This window comes from Streptomyces sp. NPDC059443 (genome assembly GCF_042750105.1).
In the GTDB taxonomy this organism is placed as follows: domain Bacteria; phylum Actinomycetota; class Actinomycetes; order Streptomycetales; family Streptomycetaceae; genus Streptomyces.
In genome coordinates this window covers 140,335-164,103 of the sequence record NZ_JBHYVM010000004.1, presented here as the reverse complement: position 1 = coordinate 164,103, position 23,769 = coordinate 140,335, and the positions used below count along the sequence as shown (strand labels likewise).

The window sequence follows — 23,769 nt, the reverse complement described above, 5'->3', positions numbered from 1 at the left end:
TCTTAACTCAGCCCCTGTTCAGCGGATTGTCCAGGTCGGCCCACTGGTCGCCCGGGATGCCGGGGCTGAGGCGCATCAGGGTCAGCGCCTTGGTCGGAAGCGGCCCGGTCAGCAGCGCCCGGGTGTCGGCGGTGGGTGGGAGGCCGGGCGCCGCCGCCGCGAGATCGGCGCCGAGGGACCCGGCCGAACCGGCCGTGGAGCCGAGGGCCCCGGCCACCAGGGAACCGAAGAGCTTGCGGCGCAGGACGGTTTCGTCGTCGGTGATCAGCCGGCCGGACAGGGCGGGCACCGGCAGCCCGTGGCGGGCGAGCCGGGCCGGGCTGATCCGGATGTCTGCGAGGTCGCGGTAGACCAGCCGCAGCGGGGTGCCGTCCGCCGCGAGGACGACCAGGAGGTTCTGGCCGTGGGCCTCCAGGGCCACCCCGAGGTCCAGGACCCGCAGGCACACGGACAGCGCGAGGCGGGCGAAACCGGCCCGCCAGGGCGCGGAACGCGCGTACGGGGTCAGCGCCAGCGCGGCGACGGGCAGGACGCGCTCGCCCGCGCCGGCGTCCGCGTACACCTCGGGCGGCTCGCGGAGCACGGCGGCCAGGTCGGGGGTGTGCGCGGTGACGGCGCCCAGGGTGCGCGTGATGTGGAGGCGGCCGTCGAGGCGTTCGGACAGGCTCTGCGCGAAGGCGGAGAGCACGGCGGCCGTCTCGACGGAGTAGACGGAGATGTCGCGCACGGAGGAGGTGAGCCGGGCGCTGAGCGCCGTCTTCACGTGCGGGCCGCCGTCGGCGGGGGCCAGGGTGCGCAGGGCCATCAGCGGGTGCGCGGCCGGCCCCGGCCGGATCTCCGACGGGCCCGTCCCCTGCTTCAGGACGTGCTCGGCCTGCCAGGGGTGGACCGGTACGAGGATCCGCCCGGCCTCCCGCCACTGCGACGGCCAGTCACCGGCGACCAGGCACTCCCCGGCCGGTACGGGGGCCAGCCCGAGCGTGACCACCGGCCGGTGCTCGGGCGCGTATGCCAGCTGCTCGGCCACAGTGAAGCCGGGCCGGGAGCGGCAGTTGGGGTGGTACGGGTGCCCGTCCACCACCCGCTGCTCCCACTCCCAGGCGGCCGACGGCCCCGGCCCGGCCCCGGCAGGCTGCCCGGCCCGGGACAGGGCGAGGGAGGCCGTGCTGTCGTCGAGTTCGGCGGCGAAGCCCTCCCCGTGCGCCAGCCCGAGCGCCGCCACCAGCCGGGCGGCCTGCCGGTACGGGCGGCCGTCGAGCAGCAGCTCGGTGACGTAGGGCGCGGTGGCGTACGGGTCCGCCGGCGGGCCCTCCAGCCGGGCGCCCGAGGCGAGCCGGAGCGAGAGCCCGCCGGAGCCCCGCTCGCGGAACTCCACCCAGGGCAGCGGCTCGCAGGCGAGCGCCCGCCACAGCCGGGTCAGCACGGCGGCGCGCGCGCCGGGGAGCGCGGCGGCGTAGCCGGGCCCGAGGGCGGGGCGTACGCGTGCGGGCGCGTCCGGTCCGGCCGGTTCGGCCAGTTCGGCGGCGACGGCCTCTTCGGCCGGGGTGGCGGGGAGGTACATGCTGGAGGCCAGGGCCTTGTTCCTCTCACGGGTGAACGGAGAACGGGTTCGGTGATGATCAGTTCATCATCGCGGATACTGAAGATCACGGCCGGTGGTACGTCCCGCGAACCTCCGGCGCACCGGATGGACCGAATGGAATCAGTGGACCTCAACGCCGCCGACAGCGCCGCCGCCGACGCGTACGCTGCCGCCCCGCTGCTGAACTGCCTGCTCAGGGAGGCGGCCGAGGCCGCCGGAGACGGCTCGTACCGGCTGCTCGGCAGCGGCAGGCTGCTGCGCGTGCGCGCCGGGCGGCGGCCCGGACACCCCGAACTGCGCACCGCGGGCGGTTGGCATCCGCTCAGCCACACCGAACTGGTCAAGCTCGTCTCCGACGAACTGCGCCAGTACACCGGTGTCTCCAACGACGAGCTGCCGGTGGAGATCGCCGACAGTCGCGAGACCGTGGCCGTGCTGCTGGCCGCCCGCGCTGCGGCCGAGCCGCCCGCGGACCCGTACGTCCGCTCCGAGCAGGCCCTGGTCATGGGGCATCCGCACCACCCCGCGCCCAAGGCCCGGGGCGGCGCACCGGCCACGAGCTGGCTCCCGTACGCCCCGGAGGCGCACGCCCGGTTCCCGCTGGTCTTCCTCGGGCTGCGCGAGGACCAGGTGGTGGAGGAGGGCGGGCCGCGGGCGGCCGCCGCGATCGACTCGCTGGCGGCGGCCCGGGGCGGGCCGCGCCCGCCCGCCGGTTACCGGCTGCTGCCCGCCCACCCCTGGCAGCTCGACCTGGTCGGATCCCGACCGGCGGTGCGCGAGGCCTTCGAGGACGGGCGGCTGCTGCGGCTGGGGACCGGCCCGCTGCCGGTCTGGCCGACCGCCTCGATCCGGACCCTGTACGTGCCCGGCGGCGCCGGCCCGGACGCCGGTTCGCCGGACGCCCGCCCGGGGGCTCCGGGTGTCGATGTCCCCGACGGCGACCTCTTCGTGAAGTTCAGCCTCGACGTGCGCATCACCAACGACGTGCGCCGGCTGTGGCGGCACGACCTGCTCAAGCTCCGCCGCACGGACGCGGCGGTCGAGGCGGGTTTCGCGGAGCTGCGCGCGACCGGATCGAGCGCGGCCTGGCTCCCCGACCGGGGCTACCGCACGGCCGCGTTCGCCTTCGAGGAGCTCGCGGTGCTGGTCCGCGACGGCCTGCGGGCGCACGCGGAGCCCGGGCTCACGCCCCTGCTGGCCGCCGCGCTGGCGGAGGGCTACCCGGGCAGCCCGCTCGCGGCCGCCGCCGACCCGGCCGGGTGGTGGCGGGCGTACCTGCGCCAGGTGGTGCCGCCCGTGCTGCACCTGTTCGCCCGGCACGGCATCGTCCTGGAGGCCCACCTCCAGAACACCCTGGTCGCCGTCGACGCCGAGGGGATGCCGGCCCAGGCCCTCTTCCGGGACGCGGAAGGCGTGAAGCTGCTGCCGGATCCGGAGCGTGCCGCCGCCTGGCAGCGGCTCGTCTACTGCCTGGTGGTCAACCATCTGACCGAGATCGCGGGGGCCCTCGCGGAGTGCCATCCGGAGGTGGCCGGGACCCTGTGGCCCGCGGCCCGCGAGGAGTTCCTGAGCTTCGACGCCGCCCACGGCCTGCCCGAGGTCGCCGCGTTGCTGGCCGCCCCGAGCCTCCCGGCCAAGACCAACCTGCTGCTGCGCTGGACCCGGGCCGACGGCGCGGACGCCCGCTACCTGCCGCTTCCCAACCCGCTGCACTGCTGAGCGGCGGCGAAGCGGGGGGTGGGGTTCCGGCCAATCGGGGAACGGCTGCGGGGGACCCCTCACGTAAAGGTATAGACCAATGCTAGGTTGGCCGGGCAGACCGCGCAGTCCTTGACCACCCGTCAGAGGAGAAGCCATGCCCTCCCCTTCGCGGGGCGGCGGCCCGGCCGCCATGCCCAAGTACCAGCGGATCGCCGCAGCGTTGCGGCGCGAGATCGACCGCACCGCTCACACCCCCGGCGCCAAACTGCCCTCGGAGCGCAGCCTGGCCGTCCGGTACGAGGTCAACCGGCAGACCATTCGGGCCGCCCTCCAGCACCTTCGCGAGGACGGCCTCGTCGTCACCGGCCGCCGCGGCACCCGGCCGGCCCTTCCGGCGCCGCCGTCGCAGGCCGCTGCCTCTCCGCAGGGAGCGGTCCAGGGATCCGTGCAGGGATCCGCGCACGGGTCGCCGCAGGGGGTCACGCAGAGCTGGCTCACCCTCGTCACCCTGGCACCCACCCTCGCCGAGCAGCTCGGCATGCGCGGCGGGGAGCGGACCCTGGTCCACCACCAGCGTGAAACCGGCCCGGCGGGGCAGACGCGGCGGCACGCGGTGACGTACCTCTGCCCGCGCGCCGTCGCCGAGGCCCCCGAGCTGAGCCGCTACCGCGACCGTGCGGCGGCCGGAGTCCGGGACGAGGACCTGCGGTCCCTGCACCTCTGGCTGGAGCGCGCCGCGCGGAGCGGCCGGGTCGCCGAGACCATCACCATGACCCGCACCACCTTCCCCCATGCGGCCACCCCGGCCGGCGGCCTCTCCGTACGCCGCACCCTGCACGAGGCCTCCGGCCGGCTGCTCGCCGTCACCGATCTCGCCTTTCCCACCTGGGACCGGCTGACCTTCGACCGGTCACACACCGCGGTCGGCTTCCGGGTGACGTAGACCGGAGCGGCTGCCCTCACGGGCCGGTGTGGACGTCCCCGGTGGTGGGTTGGGGTGATGACCGCCCGCCGGCCCAGGTCACCCGGCGGGATCCCGGGGTGGTGGCCGATGCGGGTGCCCGCCTGGAGGGTGGAGTGCTCCAGGATCCGGCTCGACCAGTGGCCGGAGGCCTGGCGCATCGCGAACGAGGCCTCGTCGGCGGTCAGTTCCTGGGTGATCTTGGCCGGGGCGACTCGGTCACCGTCCAGCCCGGCCGCTTCACCATGGACCACCGCACCGGACTGCGGGCCGGGCCGGGGGCCCGGACAGCGGCCGCGCCCCCGCGCCGGCACGAGAGGTGCCGGAGGCATCAGAACCGCAGCGCCCACCCGTCGAGGTAGCCGGTGTTGCCGGCGAACGCGTCGAACACGCGCAGTTTCCATGCGCCGTTGGCCGTCTCCGAGGAGGCGTCCACCCCGTACAGCGCGACGAGATCGCTCTCGCCCCAGTCCGTGTACTCGTCCTTGACCGGGTACACCGTCCCGTCGGGCGCGACCAGGTCCACCCGCAGGGTTCCCGAGTCCGGGTGCTTCGTGTAGAGCTCCACGCCGAGCTGGGCGGGTGCCCGGCCCGGGACGCCGCTGACCGTGATCGGGGACTCGATGGTCTCCAGGTCCCCGACCGGGTAGTCCGTGGTGCTCTCGAAGCGCTTGCCGGGCACCCGGTTCGGCGCGCCGCCCACGTACAGGGAGCGGTCGGGGGAGCCGGGCCCCGCGCCCAGCACCGCCCCGGTGGTGGCCGAGGAGGTCAGCGCGCTCGCCACCTGAGCCGGGGTGGCGGTGCGGTGGCCGGCCAGGTACAGCGCGGCCGCGCCCGCCACGTGCGGGGTGGCCATCGAAGTGCCGGACATGACCGTGCTCCAGTCGTCACCCCAGAAGACCGCCGAGGTGATGTGGTCGCCGGGGGCGAACAGGTCCACCAGCGGGCCGAAGTTGGAGTAGGAGGACCGCGCGTCGTGGTCGTTGACCGCGCCGACCGTGATCGCCTGAGCGACCCGGGCGGGGGAGTGCTGGGAGGCGTCGAGGTTCTGGTTCCCCGCCGCGACCGCGTAGGTGATGCCCGAGGCGATGGAGCCCCGGACGGCCGCGTCGAGCACGTCGTCGGGGTCGCCGCCCAGGCTCATGTTCGCGACGGCCGGCTTCACCGCGTTGCGGGTCACCCAGTCGATCCCGGCGACCACCTGCTCCGTGGTGCCCTCGCCGTTCCGGTCGAGCACCCGCACGGCCACCACCTTCGCCTGCTTGGCCACCCCGAAGGCGGTGCCGACGAGGGTCCCGGCGACGTGCGTGCCGTGCCCGTGCATGTCATCGGCCTCGGTGTCGTCGTCGATGGCGTCGTAGCCGTACGAGGCGCGCCCGCCGAAGTCCTGGTGGCTGATGTTGATGCCGGTGTCGATGACGTACGCGGTCACGCCCTGGCCGGCCGTGTCCGGGTAGGTGTAGCCGCCGTCCAGCGGCAGCCGCCGCTGGTCGATGCGGTCCACACCCCACGAGGGAGGGCTCGGCTGAGTGGCGTCGAGCCTCAGCTTCCGGTTCTGCGCGACCTCGACGACGGCCGGGTCGGCGGCGAGCCGCCGGGCCTGGCGCTGCGACATCCGGGCGGAGAAGCCGTTGAGCGCGGAGCCGTAGGTCCGGCCGATCGTGCCGCCGAACCGTTCGACGACGGACCGGCCGTTCGCCGTACGGGCACTTGCGCGGGCCGGGTCGAGGACCACGAGGTAGCTGCCGGGGACGGAGTCCCGCGCGCCGGCGTAGTGGACGAGTCCCTCGGCCGGAGCGGTCGCCGCGGCCGCGGAGGCGGCGCCCGGGGCGATGAGCGCGAGCGCGGCGGAGAGGGCGAGCGCGAAGCCGCGTACGTTCCTTGGGTTCGTCGAGTTCCGTAAGTGCGGTCTGGAAGTCATCCGCCCACGGTCGTGGACGCCGGACCGGGTCCACAAGGGCGCAGTCGGGGGCTCCTGACCGGAAGGACGACGCGTTCTGGGCCGTACGGCCGATGTGCAACCGAAACGGGGCCCCACCGCAAATCCGGCCCGGACCCGGCTGGTTGGAATGGGTGCCCGAGGACTGGGGAAGGGAATGCGGAACCGGCTAGGGTGGACGACCATCAAGGTCACGCGCCGCAAGCCGACCAGCCCAAGGAGCGACCCCGTGCCGATGCCCGCCCCGTTCTCCCATACCGCCGGACGCGAAACCGGACCCGCCGCCGCGATCCCCCTGCCACGGATCGAAGGGCCCCGCGAGGTGGCCCCCGCGGACGCGCGCGAGCTGTCGAGACTCTTCTTCCGGCGCCTGCGGGAACTCGACGAAGGCACCCCCGAGCACCGCTACGTGCGCGACACGCTCGTGGAGATGAACGCCTCGCTCGTCCAGTTCGCGGTCCGCCCCTTCCGCGGCCGCGGCGACGGCGGCGACCTCGAAGACCTCCTCCAGGTCGGCACCATCGGCCTGATCAAGGCCATCGACCGGTTCGACCCGGCCCGCGAGGTCGAGTTCTCCTCCCTCGCCATGCCGTACATCAGCGGCGAGATCAAGCGGCACTTCCGGGACACCACCTGGGCCGTACGGGTCCCGCGCCGCCTCCAGGAGCTGCGCATCGACCTGGCGAAGGCCAAGGAGGACCTGACCGCCGTCCTCGACCGGCCGCCGACCGTCGCGGACCTCGCCGCGCACCTCTCCCTCACCGAGGAGGAGATCATCGAGGGCATCGTCGCCGCCAACGGCCACACCAGCGGCTCCCTCGACGCTCCGCAGGCCGATCGCGGCGACGGCCGCACCGAAGGCAACACCCTCGCCGAGACCATGGGGGCCGAGGAGCCGGCGCTGGAGCGCGTCGAGGACATCCAGACCCTGGCACCGCTGCTGGAACGGCTCACCGACCGCGAGCGCCGGATGCTCTCCATGCGCTTCGGCGAGGAGCTCACCCAGGCCCAGATCGGAGCCGCCCTCGGCATCTCGCAGATGCAAGTCTCGCGCCTCCTGACCCGGGTGCTCGCGCACCTGCGGGCCTCCATGCTCGACGCCCCGGAGCGGCCCGAAGCCGTGGCCCCGCAGCAAGTGGAACCCGATGCGGAGGGCGCAGCCGAGGGTGCGGGGGGCGACGTACCGTAGGTGACATGACTCACTTCACCGTTTGCAGGGGTTAAGGCGGGGCAGTAGCGCTGCTGGAGCGGACCCGTCCGCCGGCCGATACCGGCCGGGGCGCGGGCGACGGGTGGATCCCGTCCCGCTCCACGGCCCGCCGGCCGCACGTACGCCGGTGGGCCGTTCCCGGTACTACCCGTGAGGTGTATGTGTCCACGCTCATAGCCGAGCACGTGTTCAAGGTGTTCGGCCAAGGACCCGACAACGGAGCGGCCGTCGCCAAGGCGGTCCGCGCACTCGAAAGCGGCGCCACCGACCGCGAAGCGCTGCGCGCCGAGGGAACCACCGCCGCGGTGATCGACGCCTCGTTCCGCGTCGAGCCCGGCCAGATCTTCGTCGTCATGGGTCTGTCGGGATCGGGCAAGTCCACACTGCTCCGCATGCTCAACGGACTGCTGGAGCCCTCCGCGGGACGCATCCTCTTCGACGGCGAAGACCTCACCGCGCTGTCCGCGAGCGAACTGCGCCGGGTCCGGTCCACCAAGATCAGCATGGTCTTCCAGCACTTCGCGCTGTTCCCGCACCGCAGTGTCCTGGAGAACGCCGGCTACGGCCTGGAGGTCCAGGGTGTCCCCCGGGCCGAGCGCGAACGACGGGCGGCCGAAGCGCTGGCCCTGTGCGGGCTCGGCGGCTGGGAGAAGTCCTGGCCCGACGAGCTCTCCGGCGGCATGCAGCAGCGCGTGGGCCTGGCCCGCGCGCTGGCCACCGACGCCGAACTGCTGCTGATGGACGAATCGTTCAGCGCACTCGACCCGCTGATCCGCCGCGACATGCAGGACCAGCTGCTGGAGCTCCAGCAACGCCTCGGCAAAACCATCGTGTTCATCACCCACGACCTCAACGAGGCCATGCGGCTGGGCGATTCCATCGCCGTCATGCGCGACGGACGCATCGTCCAGCAGGGCACGGCCGAGGACATCCTCGTCCGCCCCGCCGACGACTACGTAGCCTCCTTCATCCAGGACGTGGACCGCTCGCGCGTGCTGACGGCCGAGGCCGTCATGACGGACCCCGCCGCGGGACGCGCGCATTGCGGCTGCCCGACCGTCACCGCCGGCACCCCGCTCGCCGACCTGTGCGCCGTCAGCGCCCGCGTGCCGCACGCCGTCGCCGTCACCGGCGCGGACGGCGCCGTCGTCGGCACCGTCCCGCAGGGCCGCCTGGTCGCCTTCATCGGCGACGAGCGCCGCGCCGCGCTGCACTGCGAAGAGGCGGCCGCCTGATGCCCCGCATCAACCTCGGCGCCTGGGTCGACAGCTCCGTCGACTTCCTCCAGAGCCACTTGTCCTGGCTGTTCGACGCGATCAGCACGGTCGTCACCGGGCTCTACGACGGCATCGAAGCCGTCCTGTCAGCGCCCGCCCCGCTGCTCCTGGCCGGCATCCTCGCCGTCGGGGCGTGGTGGCTGCGCGGACTGCTCGCCGCGCTGCTCGCCTTCGTGGGCTTCGCGCTCGTCGACTCCGTCGGCCTGTGGCCCGAGGCCATGTCCACGCTCGCGCTGGTCCTGGTCGCCACCTTCGTCACGCTGCTCTTCGCGATCCCGCTGGGCATCTGGGCCTCGCGCTCCGACCGGGTCAGCGCCGTCCTGAAGCCCGTCCTGGACTTCATGCAGACCATGCCGGCCATGGTCTACCTCATCCCCGGCATCATCTTCTTCGGGGTGGGCGTGGTGCCCGGCATCATCGCCACCATCATCTTCTCGCTGGCCCCGGGCGTGCGGATGACCGAGCTCGGCATCCGGCAGGTAGACGCCGAACTCGTCGAAGCCGCCGACGCGTTCGGCACCACCCCGCGCGACACCCTCGTACGGGTCCAGCTCCCGCTGGCCCTGCCCACCATCCTGGCGGGCATCAACCAGGTCATCATGCTCGGCCTGTCCATGGTCGTCATCGCCGGCATGGTCGGCGGGGGCGGGCTCGGCGGCGCCGTCTACCGGGCCATCGGCAGCGTGGACATCGGCCTCGGCTTCGAGGCGGGCATCTCCATCGTCATCCTCGCCATGTACCTGGACCGGATGACCGGTGCGCTCGGCCGCCAGGTGTCCCCGCTCGGCCGCCGCGCCCTCGCCAAGGCGCGGTCCGCCGCCACCGGCACCGCCAAGGTGTGGAGCCACCGCCCGCAGCCCGTCTTCGCCGTCGCCTCGGCCGTGGTGCTGTCCCTGGTCGCGGGGGGCCTCGGCGTCTTCGGGGACTCCGGGAAGTCCTCGCTCAGCGCCTCCGGGGGGTCGGGCGTGGAGAACATCGGCAAGGGCCGCAAGGTCAGCATCGGCTACATCCCGTGGGACGAGGGCATCGCCTCCACCTTCCTGTGGAAGGAGCTCCTGGAGCGCCGCGGCTTCCAGGTCGAGGCCCGCCAGCTGGAGCTCGGAGCGCTGTTCACCGGGCTCGCGGGCGGCCAGATCGACTTCCAGACCGACTCCTGGCTGCCCGTGACGCAGGCCGAGTACTGGAAGAAGTACGGGAACAAACTCGACGACCTCGGCTCCTGGTACGGACCCACCTCCATCGAGCTGGCCGTCCCGTCCTACATGAAGGACGTGAAGACCCTCGACGACCTCAAGGGCAAGGGCGGCCAGTTCAACGGCCGGATCATCGGCATCGAGCCCAGCGCGGGCGCGATGGGCATCCTCAAGGACAAGGTCCTGCCGGAGTACGGCCTCGACGGCGAGTACAAGGTCGTCGACGGATCGACCCCGGGCATGCTCGCCGAGCTGGGGCGCGCCTACGAGAAGAAGGAGCCCGTCGCGGTCGTGCTCTGGTCCCCGCACTGGGCGTACTCCACGTACGGCCTGACGAAGCTCGCGGACCCCAAGGGCGTCTGGGGCAAGGGCGACGGCATCCACAACATCGCCCGCAAGGGCTTCGCCGCCGACGAGCCCCAGATCGCCGAGTGGCTGCGCTCGTTCAAGCTGACCGAGGCCCAGCTGACCGGCCTGGAGGCCAAGATCCAGGAAGCCGGCAAGGGCAAGGAGCAGCAGGCCGTCCGCGCCTGGCTGACCGACCACCCCGAGGTGGCCAAGCTGGCTTGAGTGCGAGGGGGCCGGTGCGCGAAGGATCTCCTACGGGCCTTCGCGCACCGGCTCCCGCACGGCCGGGGGAGTACCTCAGCCGGCGGTCACCCGCTCGGGCTCCCGCTCCGGCACGGACCGCCCGGCGGCCGGCCGGGTCCGCACCGGCCACCACAGGGACCGGCCCAGGAGCGCGGCCAGGGCCGGCACCAGCACGATCGACAGCACGAACGCCGACAGCATGATCCCGAGCCCCGTCGCGAAGCCGATCTGCCGCGTGGCCGAACCCTCCCCGGCGGCCAGGCTCCCGAAGGACACCGCCAGCACCAGGCCCGCCGTGGCGACGGCGGGAGCCGTGTGCCGGACCGCGCGGGCCACGGCCCCGCGGGCCGGACCGGGCCGCTCCATCTCCTCCCTGATCCGGTCCGTGATCAGGATGTTGTAGTCGGTGCCCAGCGCGACCACGAACAGGAACAGCACCAGCGGCAGCGAGAAGTCCACGCCCGGCCGGTCCAGCACGTGCTGGAACAGCAGCGTCGAGGCACCCAGCGTGGCGGTGAACCCCAGCCCGACCGCCACCATCAGCACCAGCGGAGCGAGCAGGCTGCGCAGCAGCACGAGCAGGATCAGCGCGATCAGCGCCGCCGCCACCGGGAAGACCACCCTCAGGTCCTTGTCCACGGCCACCGCCACATCCGCGAAGACCGCCGCGGTGCCCCCGACGTGCGCCCGGGTTCCGGCCGGCCGGTTGGCGGCCACCGCTGCGCGGATCGGCCCGGAGACCAGGTCGCGGGCGGCCTGGGTGTGCGGACCGACGGTCGGGAACAGGTCGATCCGGGCCGCCCGGCGGTCCTCGCTCAGTACCGCCGGGGCCACCTGGCCCACCCCGGGAACCGCGCCCAGCGCCCGGGCGAGCCCGCCGAGCCGCCCGGCGGTCAGGGTGCCCCCGTCGGAGGCCGTGACGAACACGCTGGTCGGGTCCGAAGCCCCGGCCGGCAGCGCCCGGGAGATCTCCGCGGCCGTGGCCGCCGCGGCCGTTCCCGTACCGCCGCCGCTCTGCCCGTAGTCCGTGCGCATCCCCAGCAGCCCCGCGGACAGGGCCCCGAGCAGGGCCACCGAGGCGAGCACCAGGGTCAGCGGCCGCCGGGCGATCCGGTCACCGATCCGAGCGGCCGACCCCTCGCGGGGGCCGCGGTCCAGGCCGCGCGAGGGCCAGAACATCCTGCGCCCGCTGACGGCGAGGATGGCCGGCATCAGGGTCAGACTGCCGAACAGCATCACCAGGACGGACAGGGCGATCGCCGGGCCGAGCACCCGGAACTGGCCGAACGCGGCCACCCCGAGGGTGGAGAACGCGGCGACGATGGTCAGCGCCGCGGAGGTGATGGCCGTACCCACCCGGCCCGCGACCTCCGCCGCCGCGGCCCTGCCGGACTGCCCCGGATGCGTGCGCAGCTGCTCGCGGAAGCGGAACAGCAGGAAGAGGAAGTAGTCGATCCCGATGCCCACCAGCACCACGCTGATCAACTGTGGTGTGGACGGATCGAGTGCGATACCGGTGAGCTGCGCTCCGGCGATCACCACTCCGGCCGCCGCCCCGCCGATGACGGTGACCGCGAGCAGCGGCAGCAGCGCGGCCAGGAAGCTGCGGAACACCAGCACGTGCAGCAGGACGATCACCGCGACCATGGCGAGGCCCACGATCATCGACCGGGTCTTCGAGCCGTCGACGGTGTCCACGCTGTCGGCCAGCCCGCCGGTGAACCCGGTCCGCATCCCGGACCGCTCGAACTCGGCCCGGGTCTGGTCCCGGAAGGCCCGGTAGAGGTCCTGCATCCCGGGGTCCGTGGGATTTCCGTCCAGCTTCACCGACAGCAGCCGGAAGGTCCGGTCGGGAGCCGTCATGGCCGGGGAGACGGCGGGGATCTGGGAGCGGTCCCGGGTGAAGGGCATCGTGTCCTTCGTCCTGGGCATGGCCACGCGCCTCCGGGCCAGCTCCGCGGCGTCGGCGTCGATCCGCCGCTCGTCCTCGGCGGTCAGCGGCAGCCCGTCGGCGCGGGCCACCAGCACGGTCAGCGGATTGGCGTCGGGGTCGACCCCGAAGTGCTCCCGCGCGACCTTCAGCGCGGCCGCCGAATCGTAGGAGGCGGGCAGGAACCCGCCCGTGTCGGCCTGGGTGACACGGAAGACGAGGGCCTGGCCGAGGACGCTCAGGGCCAGGCCCAACACCACCCAGAGGGCGATGACCTTCCATGGACTCCGGGTGGCGAAGCCGGTCAGGGCGCGGATCAAGGGGGCCTCCGTAACGGGGGTGGCACCGGGGGTCCCCGGCTGCTCTCCAGCCCATCACCGGCCGCGCGCCGCGACGTCGGGACCGGGGATGATCCGCCACCCGGGCCAGGGGCCCGGCCAGGCCCCCGACCAGGACTTGGGTCCTGGTCGGGGCTCCGACCCAGGGCCCGCGGCCAGGGGCGCGCCCGATGGGAGACTTGACCCCGTACGAAGCCTCGTACGAAGCTCCGACCCGAGGGAGGACCGGCCACGATGGGTGCAGTCGACCGAGGAGACGGCCCGGCGGCCCTGCCGGCCCCGGCCCCGACCGGAGCCTTCGGCCGGATCCGCGCCTTCGACTGGGCGGGAGCCTTCGGCTGGACCCGCGCCTTCGACTGGGCGGGAGCCTTCGGCTGGACCCGCAATGACGCCCTGGTGGCCATCGGGGCCGCCGCCGTGGACCTGTTCGGCTACTCGCTCGGGACCGCCGACAGCGGCCGGCCCCTGGAGGTCTCCGCCGTCGCCTTCGTGGTCCTCGTCTCGTTCTGCCTGCTCCTGCGGCGGCGCCATCCCGTGGCAGTGCTGGCCGCCGTGGTGTGCCTCGACGGCGCCGTGAACCTGAGCACCCCGCTGGGCCCGCACTTCACCGGGGGACTCGCCATCGCCCTCTATTCGGTGGGCAGGTTCCGGGGCCCGGGGGTCACCGCGCTCGCCGCGCTGGGGACCGTACCGCTGGCGCTCGTCGGGCGGAGCGGGGACTGGGACCAGACCGGATGGGGGCTGCTCAGCAACACGGTCGCGGCCGTCCTCGCCGGGGGCGCCGGCATCGCCATGCAGCGCTGGCAGCAGGAGGTCGACGCCAACCGCACACTGCTCGCCGAACGGGCCGTGGCCGAGGAACGCCGCCGCATCGCCCGCGAGCTGCACGACATCGTGGCCCACCACGTCACCGCCATGCAGCTGATGGCCGGCGGAGCGCGGGCCAACCTCGTGCACGACCCCGAGGCGGCCCGCGAGGCCCTGGTCACCCTGGAGGGCTCCGGGCGCATCGCGCTGCGCGAGATGCGGCAGTTGCTCGACGTGCTGCGGACCGGGGAGGAGCCCGAACCGGAGCGGGGGCCGGCGGCCCCGCAGCCCGGGACCGCGGACCTGGACCGGGTCGTCGCCGAGGCCCGGCTGGCCGGAACGCAGACCGCGTTCACCGTGGCCGGGGCGGTCCGCCCGCTGCCGCCCGCGCTCGGACTGACGGTGTTCCGGATCGTGCAGGAGGCCCTGACCAACGTCCGCAAGCACGCCGGGCGGGCCCGGGCCGACGTGCGGCTCACCTACGGCGCGCACGAGGTGACGGTGGAGGTCACCGACGACGGGGCCGGCTCCGGCGGCGAGGGCGGGGGCCTGCCGGAGCCTTCGCGGTCGGCGCCGCGCTCCGGGTACGGTCTGATCGGTATGCGTGAACGGGCCGCCCTCCAGGGCGGCACCCTGGAGGCCGCCGCCCTGCGCGGGGGTGGCTTCCGGGTCGCGGCGCGCCTTCCGGTGCCCTCGGATCCGGTTGTCGGCGTGCCCGGGGGACAGGAAGAGGTGCGACACGGATGATCCGCGTGCTCATCGCCGACGACCAGCCGCTCGTCCGACGGGGCCTGGCCCTGATCCTGGGGCCCGACCCGGAGTTCGAGGTCGTCGGGGAGGCCGCTGACGGCGCCGAGGCCGTGGCCCTGGCGGGCCGGCTGAACCCCGACGTGGTGGTCATGGACATCCGGATGCCGGTGCGCGACGGGGTCGAGGCCACCGCGGAACTCTCCCGGCTGGTACCGCAGTGCCGGGTCCTGGCCCTGAGCACCTTCGACATGGACGAGTACGTGGTCGCGGCCCTGCGCGCCGGGGCCTACGGGTTCCTCCCGAAGGACGTCTCCCCGGAGGAGCTGATCGCCGCGATCCGAACCGTCCACACCGGCGACGCCGCCGTCGCTCCGCGCCTGCTGACGCGGCTGATCTCCACCTTCGTACGGGGCCCCGCGCGGCCGACCCGCCCGGCGCCGGCGGGCGCCGCCGTCCCGGCCGAACTGACCCCCCGGGAGCGGGAGATCTGGCACCTGCTGGCCACCGGCCGCGACAACGCCGAGATCGCCGCAGACCTGGACATCAGCGTCTCCACGGTCAAGAACCACATCACCGGCATCTTCGCCAAGCTGGGCGTACGGGACAGGGCGCAGGCGGTCATCTCGGCCTATGAATCGGGCCTGGTGGCGGTCGGGAACGGGCCCGGCTGAGCGTCAAGTCGCGGCGGAAGAAGGGGAGAAGGCCCGGTGGAGGCCCGGGGGAGCCCGGTCGCACATCCCTGACCAGGCAATATGCCGGAAATTTCACCGGTGCGGACAGGGGCCCGTCCATGGCACAGTGCGAGGCAGCCCAACCGCACGACCAGGGAGCCTCCATGCGCGATCCGCACTCCACGCCGCTCGCGGCCGCCCCCGAGTGCCTTCCGGAGCACAGCCCGCTGCCGTGCTGTCCGGTGTGCGACAGCGCCACGGAACGCATCTCCTGGCGCCAGCGACCGGGACAGCCGGTGGTCCTGGTGTTCGACCCCTGCGGCCATCGGCACACGTCACCGGCGGCGCCGGTCCTGGCGGTGGCGCCGGCCGGCGGGGCCGCGGCCCCGCACGGGGACCTGGGACGGGTGCGCGCTTGACGCACGGTGATTGACAGTCCGTCGGAGGGGGAGGAACTTATATCGGGAGCCCGATATAAGTTCCCGGAGGGCCGGAGGCCCGGTGACACCCGACCGCACACCGCAGGCAGACCGTAAGCAGGAGACCCGCTCGCGCCTGATCGACGCGGCCGCCGAGCTCTTCGCCCGCAAGGGGTTCCACGCCGTCTCCGCCGAGGCCGTCGCCGACGCGGCCGGTCGTACCACGGGCGCGCTCTACAGCCACTTCGGCGGCAAGGAGGGCCTGCTCCTCGCGCTGCTGGAGGTGTGGAAGGAGCGCACCGCCGAGGAACTGGCCGCCGAGATCGCGGCGGGCGACCCCGCCGACCCCGCCGTGCACTTCTCCGCGATGTGGGGGAGCCTCACCCGCCCGCACCCCGACCGCGGCGACTCCTGGCTCCTGCTGGAGACGGAGCTGTGGCTGCACGCCGCCCGGGGCCCCCTCATCGGCGGCCCGCTCGCGCAGCGCTACACCGAGGTCCGTGCCCGGCTCGGCGAAGGGCTCGCCGACTGGGCCGAGGCGACCGGTACCCCGCTCACCAGAGCGCCCGGGGAGACCGGCGCCCTGGTGCTCGGCATCCTCCTCGGACTGGCCATGCAGCACCGGCTCGATCCGAAGGGCATCCCCGACACCCTCGTCGTCGAAGCCCTCGGCGCCCTCCTCGGCCTCGGCTGACGCGGCCGTCCCGCGAAGGCCCGGGCATCCCCGCGCGCACGCCCCGTACTCCCCTGTACGTCCCGCAAGCCCCGTAGGCCCCGTAGATCCCGCACGCCCGCACGCCCCGTACGTCCCAGAACACTCCCACTGCTCGGACGAAGGGAACCTCCTCCATGTCACCCACCGGCGAAATAGACCTCCTAGAGGACACCTGGGCCCGCGAGGTCCCGCACGCGCAGTTCACCCGGCTGCGCCGCGAGGACCCCGTCCACTGGCACGAAGTGCCCGGCCGCCACGACGGCTTCTACGCCGTCACCCGCCACGCCGACGTCAAGGCCGTCAGCCGTGATCCCGAGCTCTGGTCCACCGAACTCGGCTCGTTCATGATCCGAGACCAGAGCCCCGAGTCCCTGGAGACCCTGCGGCTGGTGCTGCTGGGCATGGACGCCCCGCGCCACTCCCGGTACCGCTCCCTGGTCAGCGCCGGTTTCACGCCCCGGGTGGTACGAAGGCTCGCGGCCCGGATCCAGGAGCGCGCGGTGTCGCTGGTGGAGCGGGCGGTCACCCCGGGCCGGGACATGGACTTCGTCGCCGAGGTCGCCGCCTGGCTGCCGATCCAGACGATCTGCGAGATGGTCGGCGTGCCGGAGGGCGACGAGCGGCTGATCTTCGACTGGAGCAACCGCATGGCCGGCGGCCAGGATCCGGAGCTCTCGGCGGGCAAGCACGACAGCGACCTCGCGGCCGCCGAGATCTACGCATACTGCGACGCGCTGGCCGCCGAACGCCGGGCCCGCCCCCGCGAGGACATCCTCTCGACCCTGGTCCACGCCGAGGTGGACGGGGACCGGCTCACGCAGGACGAGATCAACATGTTCTTCGTGCTGCTGTGCGTCGCGGGCAACGAGACCACCCGCAATCTGCTCTCCGCCACCCTGCTGGCCCTGATCGACCACCCGGTGGCCCGCGCCGAACTGGCCGCCGCCCCGCAGGACGACTTCCTGTGGACCTCGGCCACGGAGGAGTTCCTGCGCTGGGGCGGCTCGATCCACAACTTCCGGCGCACCGCGACCCGCGACACCTCGCTGCGCGGGCAGCCCATCGCGGCGGGACAGAAGGTGGTCACGTACTACACCTCCGCCAACCGCGACGAGGAGGTCTTCCCCGACCCCTTCGTCTTCGACATCCGCCGCACCCCGAACGACCACGTCACCTTCGGCGGCGGCGGACCCCACTTCTGCCTCGGAGCGGGCCTCGCCCGAACCCAGATCAAGGCCCTGATCCGGGAACTGCTCCGCCGCCACCCCGACTTCGGCCTGGCGGGCGAGGTCCGCCGACTGCGCTCGGACTTCATCAACGGAGTCAAGTACCTGCCGGTGCGCTTCGACTAGACGACCTGGGGCCCGTCCCTTCGGACGGGCCTGACCTGGCACTAGTGTCGGTCGGATGTGGATACGCGAGAAGATCTGGAACGAGGCGGGTCCGGCGGAGCGGCGGCTCGCGGGCCTGGCGGTGAATCCGGCGGCTCCGGTGAGCCTCCTGCTCCGGCTGCTAGCCGAAGGCCCGGCCGTGGCGCGGATGGCGCTGTGCGGTGACCGGGACCTGCCGGTGACGGTGGTGGACAAGCTGCTCACCCACCCCGACCGGCGGGCGCGTGCGGTGTTCGCTTCCAGCCCGCACGCCGATCCTGCACAGCGGGCCCGGCTGGTGGACGACCCCGACTTCATCGTCAAAGGGCATCTGGCTGACGGGCCGGCGTCCCGCTGGGTGGCGCTGTCCCGGCCGTTGCCGGACCCGACGGTCGTCCACATGATCAACACCTATGACGGGGAACTGGTGTGGGGCCTCTACCGTCAGATCTCCGCCGGGCTGCGCCGCGCCATGCCCACCCACCCGGACGCGAAGGTGCGCCTCTGGGGCGTGGGTTCGTGGCAGGACCTGTCGGCGGAGGTGCGGGCCGCGTTGCTCGCCGATCCGGACCCGGACGTACGCGCGTCCGCCGAGCAATCCGCCCGGTACGAAGACCCGCAGTGGAACGAGCGCGAGCTTCCGGAGCACTCGGGCCACACACGCACCCACCTGCTGATGAACAGACCCGTGTCCCGCGCGGTCGTCGACTCCGTGCTCACCACCCCGGTGGGCAAGGAGGAGCGGGTGATGCTCGCGTACAACCCGAGCCTGCCGCCCGACGTCGTGGTCCTGCTGGCCGCAGACCCGGACCCCAAGGTCCGCGATCGCATCGCCTGTCGCCCCGACCTCGCTCCCGCCGAGCGCCGGGCACTCGCCGTCGACCCCGACCCGGAGGTCCGCCTCGCCCTGTCCACGCACCCGGCGCTGACCGAGTCCGAACGCGCCCGGATCGACTACGAGGTGCCGGAAGGCGGGGACTTCGGGCCGTGCTACCAGCCGTACCCGCCGCGCGACCCGGCCGCCGTCCGGCGTGACGCGCTCTCCGCCCACCCCCTGCTGCGCCGCGACGCGGCTGGCGATCAGCTCCTGCCGCCGGACCTCCTCGACCTGCTCATCGCCGACCCGGACCTCGGCGTACGGATCACCCTCGCGCAGAACCACCCCGACGCGCCCGCCGGGTTCCTGCTGCGCAGCTTCCTGGAGTACACGGGCCGCTACCGCACCGAACTGCTCACCCGCCCGCACTTCCCGACCGTAGGCCTGGCCGCGTACGCCGACCACGAGGATCCGGCCGTACGGGCGCTCGCGGCCCGGGATCCCGAACTGGCTCCGGATCTCGCCGACCGCCTCACGCGCGACCCCGATCCGGAGGTCCGCGGCGCCCTGGCCCGGCATCCGAACCTGCCCGCGGCACGGATCGTAGAGCTGCTGGAGGACGGGGAGCTGGCCTGTCACGCCGCGGCCAATCCGGCGCTGGATCCTGCCCTGATGGAGGAGTTGGTCAACGCGTTCGTCAGCAACGCCTGCTGATTCATGTTCAAAGATGCTCGCTGACAAGCCACTTCGAGCATCTTCCTTCATCTTCGGCGTCTGGAGCGCTATGTTGCCCGGTGCATGCCAAAAGGTGTGTCCGCGATCCGGACCGCACGAGGAGCCGCCCCATGAGACTCATCAGCATCCGCAGGAGCCCACGGAGGCGGCGCGCCCCAGCGGCCGCACTGCTCGCCGCCGCCCTCGCCGTGGCGGGGCTGGCCGCCGCCGGACCGATCGCCGCCCCGGCCTCGGCGGCCGCCACGGCCCCGGCCCCCGCCACGGCGGGCAACGTCACCGGCTTCACGCAGTCCGGGAGCACCTTCACCGCCACCACCTCCAGCGGCGCCAAGGCCCGCGTGGTCGTGGCCCGGGCCGACATCTTCCGGCTCTGGCTCTCACCTGACGGCGCCTTCACCAACGATCCGGCCGGCACCGACCTGGCTCCCACCACCGACTTCGGCTCCGTGACCACGAGTTGGACCGACGCGGGCACGTACTACCGGATCACCACCGGCTCCCTGTCCATCCGGGTCAACAAGAGCCCGCTGCAGTTCTCCGTCTACCGGGCCGACAACACCACCCTCGTCTGGCAGGAATCACAGCCCACCTCCTGGACCAGCAGCCAGACCACCCAGTACCTCGCGCGCGGCGCCGACGAGCAGTTCTACGGAACCGGCCTGCGGCTCGGCGAATGGGCGCTGCGCGGCAAGACCGTGCCCGTCGCCGTCGACAACAAGTGGCGCGAGAACAACAACGCCAGCCCGGCGCCCTTCTACATGTCGACCAACGGCTACGGCGTGATGCGCAACACCTGGGCCCCGGGCTCGTACGGGTTCAACGCCCCCACCACCCTCACCCACGACGAGAAGCGCTTCGACGCCTGGTACTTCACCGGCGATTCCCTCAAGACCGTCCTCGCCGCCTATACGGACGTCAGCGGCAAGCCTTTCCTGGCCCCGCAGTGGGGCTTCGAGCTGGGCAACGCGGACTGCTTCAACGCCTCCAACCCGACCTACCAGGGCGACCACAACCGCCTCCGCCACCAGACCACCCCGGACGTGGTCGGCTACGCCACCGACGCCCGCGCCGCGGACATGCCCTCGGGCTGGTTCCTGCCCAACGACGGCTACGGGTGCGGCTACACCGCGCCCCTGAAGTCCACGGTCGACGCCCTGAAGGCGAAGGGGTTCCAGACCGGCCTGTGGACCTCCACCGGTCTCGGCTCCATCAACGACGAGGTGGGAGTGGCCGGTTCGCGGGGGGTCAAGACCGACGTCGCCTGGATCGGCGGCGGTTATCAGACCGCTTTCAACGGAGTGAAGGCGGCCGTCGACGGGATCGAAAAGAACTCCGACGCCCGCCGCTACGTCTGGACCGTCGACGGCTGGGCCGGCACCCAGCGCAACGCCGTCGTCTGGACCGGTGACACCAACGGCACCTGGGACGACATGCGCTGGCACGTCCCCGCCATCGCCGGGGCCGGTCTCTCCGGCATCAACTACGCCTCCGGAGACGTGGACGGGATCTTCGCCGGCAGTCCCAAGACGTACGCCCGCGACTTGCAGTGGAAGGCCTTCACTCCGGCCTTCATGACCATGTCCGGCTGGGGCGCGACCAACCCGTCCGCCGGATACCAGGACAAGCAGCCCTGGCGGTTCGCGGAACCGTACCTCTCCATCAACCGCAAGTACCTCCAGCTGAAGATGCGGCTGATGCCGTACCTGTACACGATGAGCCGGACCGCGAACGAGACCGGCGTCCCGAGCACCCGCGCCATGGTCCTCGAATACCCCGAAGACCCGGTGGCGCGCGGTAACCTGACCAGTGGTCAGTTCATGGCCGGTGACTCCTTCCTGGTCGCGCCGGTGGTCTCCGACACCTCCGTCCGGGACGGCATCTACCTCCCCGCCGGCACGTGGACGGACTACTGGACGGGCAAGACGTACGCCGGACCGGGCTGGCTCAACGGCTACCAGGCCCCCCTCGACACCCTGCCCCTGTTCGTCAAGGGCGGCGCCATCGTCCCGATGTGGCCGCAGATGAACTACACGGGGGAGAAGCCCGTCTCCACCCTCACCTACGACATCCACCCGCGCGGGAACTCCTCCTTCAGTCTCTACGAGGACGACGGCGCGACCCGCGCCTACCAGTCGGGCGCGTTCGCCCGCCAGCAGGTGGACGTCACGGCCCCCACCACCGGATCCGGCGCGGTCACCGTCAACGTGGGCGCCCCGAACGGAAGTTACACCGGCAAGCCGGCATCCCGCGGCTACGAGTTCACCCTCCACGTGGCCACCGCCCCCGGCGCGGTCACCGTCGACGGCGCCGCGCTCACCCGGCTCACCACGAAGGCCGCGTACGACGCCGCGACCACCGGCTGGTTCTTCGACGCCGCGGACCGCGGCGGCATCCTGTGGACCAAGACGGGCACGAAGGCGGGCGCGTTCAGCGTCTCGGCCACCGGCACCTCCATCCCGGCCGCCGACCCCATCCCGGTCACCTCCAGCCCCATCCCGCAGTCGGCCTGGACCCTGGTCTCCGCCGACAGCCAGGAGACCAGCGCCGAGAACGGCGCCGCCCGCAACGCCTTCGACGGCAACCCCGCGACCATCTGGCACACCGCCTGGTCCGGCGGGACCGCGGCCCCGCTGCCGCACGAGATCCAGATCGACCTCGGCGCCCGCTACACCGTGGACGGCCTCGGCTACCTGCCCCGCCAGGACGGCGGGGTCAACGGCCGGATCGGCGGCTACGAGGTGTACGTCTCGGACACCACCACCGACTGGGGCTCCCCGGTGGCCACCGGTGCCTTCGCCGACACCTCGGCCCTCAAGTCCGTGTCCCTGTCGGCGAAGACGGGCCGCTACCTCCGGCTGAAATCCCTGACCGAGGCCGGCAACCGAGGCCCATGGACCAGCGCCGCCGAGATCACCCTCACCGGCCGCTCCACCCCGCTGCCGGCCGACGCCACCCTGGTCAACGGAGCCTCGGCCACCTGCCTCGACCTCCCGGGCAGCGCCACCACCCCGGGCACCCAGCCCACCCTCTACAGCTGCCACGGAGGTCCCAACCAGCGCTGGACCCTGCAGAGCGACGGCCGCCTGACCGGCCTGAACGGAGTCTGCCTGGACGCCGCCACCGCCTCGGCCGTGGCCGTCCAGACCTGCAACGGCGGCTCCGGCCAGACCTGGCAGACCGGCCCCGACGGCAGTCTGCGCAACGGCGGCCAATGCCTGACCCCGGCCGGCTCCGCCACCGCCAACGGCACCAAGCTGACCCGGGTCGCCTGCGCCACCACCGCGGCCCAGCGCTGGACCTTCACACCCTGAGCCGGCGCCGATCGTGAGCCGTTCCCGAGCCCGGCCCGGCATCCCCACCGGGCCGGGCTCGGCCGTTCGGTCGAGATACGTTGGAGGCCGCAACCCCGGACCTTCAGGAAGGTGTTCATGCCCGCAGGGAAGATGCACGACGGTGAACCGGACATCGACACGGAACTCGTGCGCCGGCTGATCGCGGCCCAGTTCCCCCGGTGGGCACGGCTCCCCGTCGAGCGCGTGGACTCCGCCGGGACGCAGAACGCCATGTACCGGCTGGGCGAGGACATGGTGGTCCGCCTTCCCCGTACGGCCGGGGCCGCCCGGGACGTGGCCGCGGAACGCGTATGGCTGCGGCGGCTCGCCCCGGCGCTCGCGGTGGCCGTGCCCGAACCGCTCACCGAGGGCCGCCCGGGCGAGGGGTACCCCTGGCCCTGGTCCGTCTTCCGCTGGCTCTCGGGCGGTGTTCCCGTGGCCGGGCGGATCGACGAACCCGAGCTGCTGGCGGCCGACTTGGCGGAGTTCGTGCTCTCCCTGCGCCGGGCCGACCCCACCGACGGTCCGCCCTCCTACCGCAGTGAAACCCTGGCGGCGCGGGACGCCGACGTCCGCGCCGCGATCGCCGGCCTCGACGCGGCCGGCGAGGTGGACGCCGCCGCGGTGACCGCCGTATGGGACACGGCCCTGCGGGCCCCGGCGTGGCCCGGCCCGCCGGTGTGGATCCACGCCGATCTCCAGCCCGGGAACATGCTCCTCGCCGACGGACGGCTGGCCGCCGTCATCGACTTCGGCTGCGCGGGCCTCGGCGACCCCGCCGTCGACCTGATCTCGGCCTGGTACGTCCTCCCGGCCGTCGCCAGGCCCGTCTTCCGCGCCGCCCTGGCCGCCGACGACGGGATGTGGACGCGCGCCCGCGGCTGGGCCCTGTCGATCGCGCTCATGGAGCTGGACTACTACCGGAACACGAACCCCACCATGGCGGCGACCGCCCGCCACGTCATCGGCGAAACCCTCACCGACCGCTAGGCCGTCTCAGGCGCCGGAATCGGCGTCGGCGGGTCGGCACCCGTTCCCACCCTCGCGAAGGCGGGGACGGGTTGCCGCCCTGGGCCGTGAGTTGATCGTCGGGCAGCCCGAAGTCCAAGTCAATCCTCCGTTCTCCTCCCGACCTCCAAGCTCTACCTTGGGGGTCGTGACCCTCGACGATCTCCGCGTCTTCGTCGCCGTCTGCCGGTCGGGCAGCCTCAGCGCCGTCGCCCGCGACCTCGGCCGCACCCAGTCCGCCGTCAGCCAGCACATCCGCCGCCTGGAGAAGGAGACCGGCGCCGTGCTCCTGGAGCGTCACCCGCGCGGGGGGGGGGCCCCCCCCCCCCGGCCGGGGGGGGGGGGGGCCGCCCCCCCCCGCCCCCCCCCCCCCCCGCGGGGGGGGGGGCCCCCCCCCCCCCCCCCGCCCCGCCCCCCGCGCCG

The 23,769-nt window shown here is 73.2% G+C and carries 16 protein-coding genes and 1 pseudogene; 14 read left to right on the top strand and 3 right to left on the bottom strand.

Annotation, left to right across the window (positions count from 1 at the left end; translation table 11 throughout):
* Positions 1–7: 7 nt before the first annotated feature.
* Complete coding sequence (locus ACFXDJ_RS05300) at positions 8–1,561, bottom strand: IucA/IucC family protein (RefSeq protein WP_384660215.1); 1,554 nt, start codon at positions 1,559–1,561, stop codon at positions 8–10.
* A gap of 126 nt (positions 1,562–1,687) precedes the next feature.
* On the opposite strand from ACFXDJ_RS05300, the gene ACFXDJ_RS05295 reads away from it, so the two are divergent.
* Both ACFXDJ_RS05295 and ACFXDJ_RS05290 read left to right on the top strand, forming a co-directional pair.
* A complete protein-coding gene (locus tag ACFXDJ_RS05295; protein ID WP_384847854.1) occupies positions 1,688–3,301 on the top strand; it encodes an IucA/IucC family protein in 1,614 nt (537 codons plus the stop codon).
* A gap of 136 nt (positions 3,302–3,437) precedes the next feature.
* Positions 3,438–4,226 carry a GntR family transcriptional regulator gene (locus tag ACFXDJ_RS05290; RefSeq protein WP_384660210.1) on the top strand — a complete coding sequence of 263 codons (789 nt, stop codon included), beginning with the start codon at positions 3,438–3,440 and terminating at the stop codon, positions 4,224–4,226.
* Between the two features lie 349 nt (positions 4,227–4,575).
* On the opposite strand, the gene ACFXDJ_RS05285 is transcribed toward ACFXDJ_RS05290, so the two are convergent.
* Positions 4,576–6,165 carry a S8 family serine peptidase gene (locus ACFXDJ_RS05285; protein ID WP_384847851.1) on the bottom strand — a complete coding sequence of 530 codons (1,590 nt, stop codon included), beginning with the start codon at positions 6,163–6,165 and terminating at the stop codon, positions 4,576–4,578.
* A gap of 253 nt (positions 6,166–6,418) precedes the next feature.
* Here ACFXDJ_RS05285 and ACFXDJ_RS05280 point away from each other — a divergent pair, with 253 nt between their 5' ends.
* The 3 genes from ACFXDJ_RS05280 to ACFXDJ_RS05270 all read left to right on the top strand — a co-directional run bounded on the left by ACFXDJ_RS05280 (position 6,419) and on the right by ACFXDJ_RS05270 (position 10,433).
* Positions 6,419–7,372, top strand: coding sequence for a SigB/SigF/SigG family RNA polymerase sigma factor (locus ACFXDJ_RS05280; RefSeq protein WP_384660223.1), 954 nt, complete (start codon positions 6,419–6,421; stop codon positions 7,370–7,372).
* Positions 7,373–7,554: 182 nt separating this feature from the next.
* Positions 7,555–8,628 (top strand): glycine betaine/L-proline ABC transporter ATP-binding protein, encoded by a 1,074-nt coding sequence (locus ACFXDJ_RS05275; RefSeq protein WP_384660204.1) that lies wholly within the window; start codon positions 7,555–7,557, stop codon positions 8,626–8,628.
* The gene (locus ACFXDJ_RS05270) at positions 8,628–10,433 is read left to right on the top strand and encodes an ABC transporter permease/substrate binding protein (protein ID WP_384660201.1); all 1,806 of its coding nucleotides are present in this window, start codon (positions 8,628–8,630) and stop codon (positions 10,431–10,433) included. Before ACFXDJ_RS05275 ends, ACFXDJ_RS05270 begins: the two co-directional genes overlap by 1 nt.
* Before the next feature lie 75 nt (positions 10,434–10,508).
* Here the strand turns inward: ACFXDJ_RS05270 and ACFXDJ_RS05265 are convergent, their stop codons facing one another.
* Complete coding sequence (locus tag ACFXDJ_RS05265) at positions 10,509–12,704, bottom strand: MMPL family transporter (protein WP_384847848.1); 2,196 nt, start codon at positions 12,702–12,704, stop codon at positions 10,509–10,511.
* Between the two features lie 252 nt (positions 12,705–12,956).
* Here ACFXDJ_RS05265 and ACFXDJ_RS05260 point away from each other — a divergent pair, with 252 nt between their 5' ends.
* The 9 genes and pseudogenes from ACFXDJ_RS05260 to ACFXDJ_RS05220 all read left to right on the top strand — a co-directional run.
* Positions 12,957–14,276, top strand: coding sequence for a sensor histidine kinase (locus tag ACFXDJ_RS05260; RefSeq protein ID WP_384657392.1), 1,320 nt, complete (start codon positions 12,957–12,959; stop codon positions 14,274–14,276).
* The gene (locus ACFXDJ_RS05255; RefSeq protein ID WP_384657390.1) at positions 14,273–14,950 is read left to right on the top strand and encodes a response regulator; all 678 of its coding nucleotides are present in this window, start codon (positions 14,273–14,275) and stop codon (positions 14,948–14,950) included. The genes ACFXDJ_RS05260 and ACFXDJ_RS05255 overlap by 4 nt, the downstream gene beginning before the upstream one ends.
* A gap of 164 nt (positions 14,951–15,114) precedes the next feature.
* Positions 15,115–15,369 (top strand): hypothetical protein, encoded by a 255-nt coding sequence (locus ACFXDJ_RS05250; RefSeq protein ID WP_384657387.1) that lies wholly within the window; start codon positions 15,115–15,117, stop codon positions 15,367–15,369.
* Between the two features lie 82 nt (positions 15,370–15,451).
* Entirely contained in the window at positions 15,452–16,063 is a 612-nt protein-coding gene (locus ACFXDJ_RS05245; protein WP_384657385.1) for a TetR/AcrR family transcriptional regulator, read from the top strand.
* Between the two features lie 155 nt (positions 16,064–16,218).
* Positions 16,219–17,436 carry a cytochrome P450 gene (locus ACFXDJ_RS05240; protein WP_384657383.1) on the top strand — a complete coding sequence of 406 codons (1,218 nt, stop codon included), beginning with the start codon at positions 16,219–16,221 and terminating at the stop codon, positions 17,434–17,436.
* A gap of 55 nt (positions 17,437–17,491) precedes the next feature.
* Positions 17,492–18,985 carry a hypothetical protein gene (locus ACFXDJ_RS05235; RefSeq protein WP_384657380.1) on the top strand — a complete coding sequence of 498 codons (1,494 nt, stop codon included), beginning with the start codon at positions 17,492–17,494 and terminating at the stop codon, positions 18,983–18,985.
* Positions 18,986–19,116: 131 nt separating this feature from the next.
* On the top strand, positions 19,117–22,317 hold the full coding sequence (locus tag ACFXDJ_RS05230) for a TIM-barrel domain-containing protein (protein ID WP_384847845.1): 3,201 nt from the start codon (positions 19,117–19,119) through the stop codon (positions 22,315–22,317).
* Positions 22,318–22,434: 117 nt separating this feature from the next.
* Entirely contained in the window at positions 22,435–23,328 is an 894-nt protein-coding gene (locus tag ACFXDJ_RS05225; protein WP_384657375.1) for an aminoglycoside phosphotransferase family protein, read from the top strand.
* 166 nt (positions 23,329–23,494) lie between these two features.
* Positions 23,495–23,647: pseudogene (locus tag ACFXDJ_RS05220) on the top strand (LysR family transcriptional regulator); the annotation flags it as partial.
* Positions 23,648–23,769 lie beyond the last annotated feature (122 nt).

Excerpts from the sequence above, each read along its gene's own strand:
- ACFXDJ_RS05300 (WP_384660215.1), bottom strand. The coding sequence starts at position 1,561 with ATGTACCTCCCCGCCACCCCGGCCGAAGAGGCCGTCGCCGCCGAACTG.
- ACFXDJ_RS05295 (WP_384847854.1), top strand. The coding sequence starts at position 1,688 with ATGGACCGAATGGAATCAGTGGACCTCAACGCCGCCGACAGCGCCGCC.
- ACFXDJ_RS05290 (WP_384660210.1), top strand. The coding sequence starts at position 3,438 with ATGCCCTCCCCTTCGCGGGGCGGCGGCCCGGCCGCCATGCCCAAGTAC.
- ACFXDJ_RS05285 (WP_384847851.1), bottom strand. The coding sequence starts at position 6,165 with ATGACTTCCAGACCGCACTTACGGAACTCGACGAACCCAAGGAACGTA.
- ACFXDJ_RS05280 (WP_384660223.1), top strand. The coding sequence starts at position 6,419 with ATGCCCGCCCCGTTCTCCCATACCGCCGGACGCGAAACCGGACCCGCC.
- ACFXDJ_RS05270 (WP_384660201.1), top strand. The coding sequence starts at position 8,628 with ATGCCCCGCATCAACCTCGGCGCCTGGGTCGACAGCTCCGTCGACTTC.
- ACFXDJ_RS05260 (WP_384657392.1), top strand. The coding sequence starts at position 12,957 with ATGGGTGCAGTCGACCGAGGAGACGGCCCGGCGGCCCTGCCGGCCCCG.
- ACFXDJ_RS05255 (WP_384657390.1), top strand. The coding sequence starts at position 14,273 with ATGATCCGCGTGCTCATCGCCGACGACCAGCCGCTCGTCCGACGGGGC.
- ACFXDJ_RS05250 (WP_384657387.1), top strand. The coding sequence starts at position 15,115 with ATGCGCGATCCGCACTCCACGCCGCTCGCGGCCGCCCCCGAGTGCCTT.
- ACFXDJ_RS05240 (WP_384657383.1), top strand. The coding sequence starts at position 16,219 with ATGTCACCCACCGGCGAAATAGACCTCCTAGAGGACACCTGGGCCCGC.
- ACFXDJ_RS05235 (WP_384657380.1), top strand. The coding sequence starts at position 17,492 with ATGTGGATACGCGAGAAGATCTGGAACGAGGCGGGTCCGGCGGAGCGG.
- ACFXDJ_RS05230 (WP_384847845.1), top strand. The coding sequence starts at position 19,117 with ATGAGACTCATCAGCATCCGCAGGAGCCCACGGAGGCGGCGCGCCCCA.
- ACFXDJ_RS05225 (WP_384657375.1), top strand. The coding sequence starts at position 22,435 with ATGCCCGCAGGGAAGATGCACGACGGTGAACCGGACATCGACACGGAA.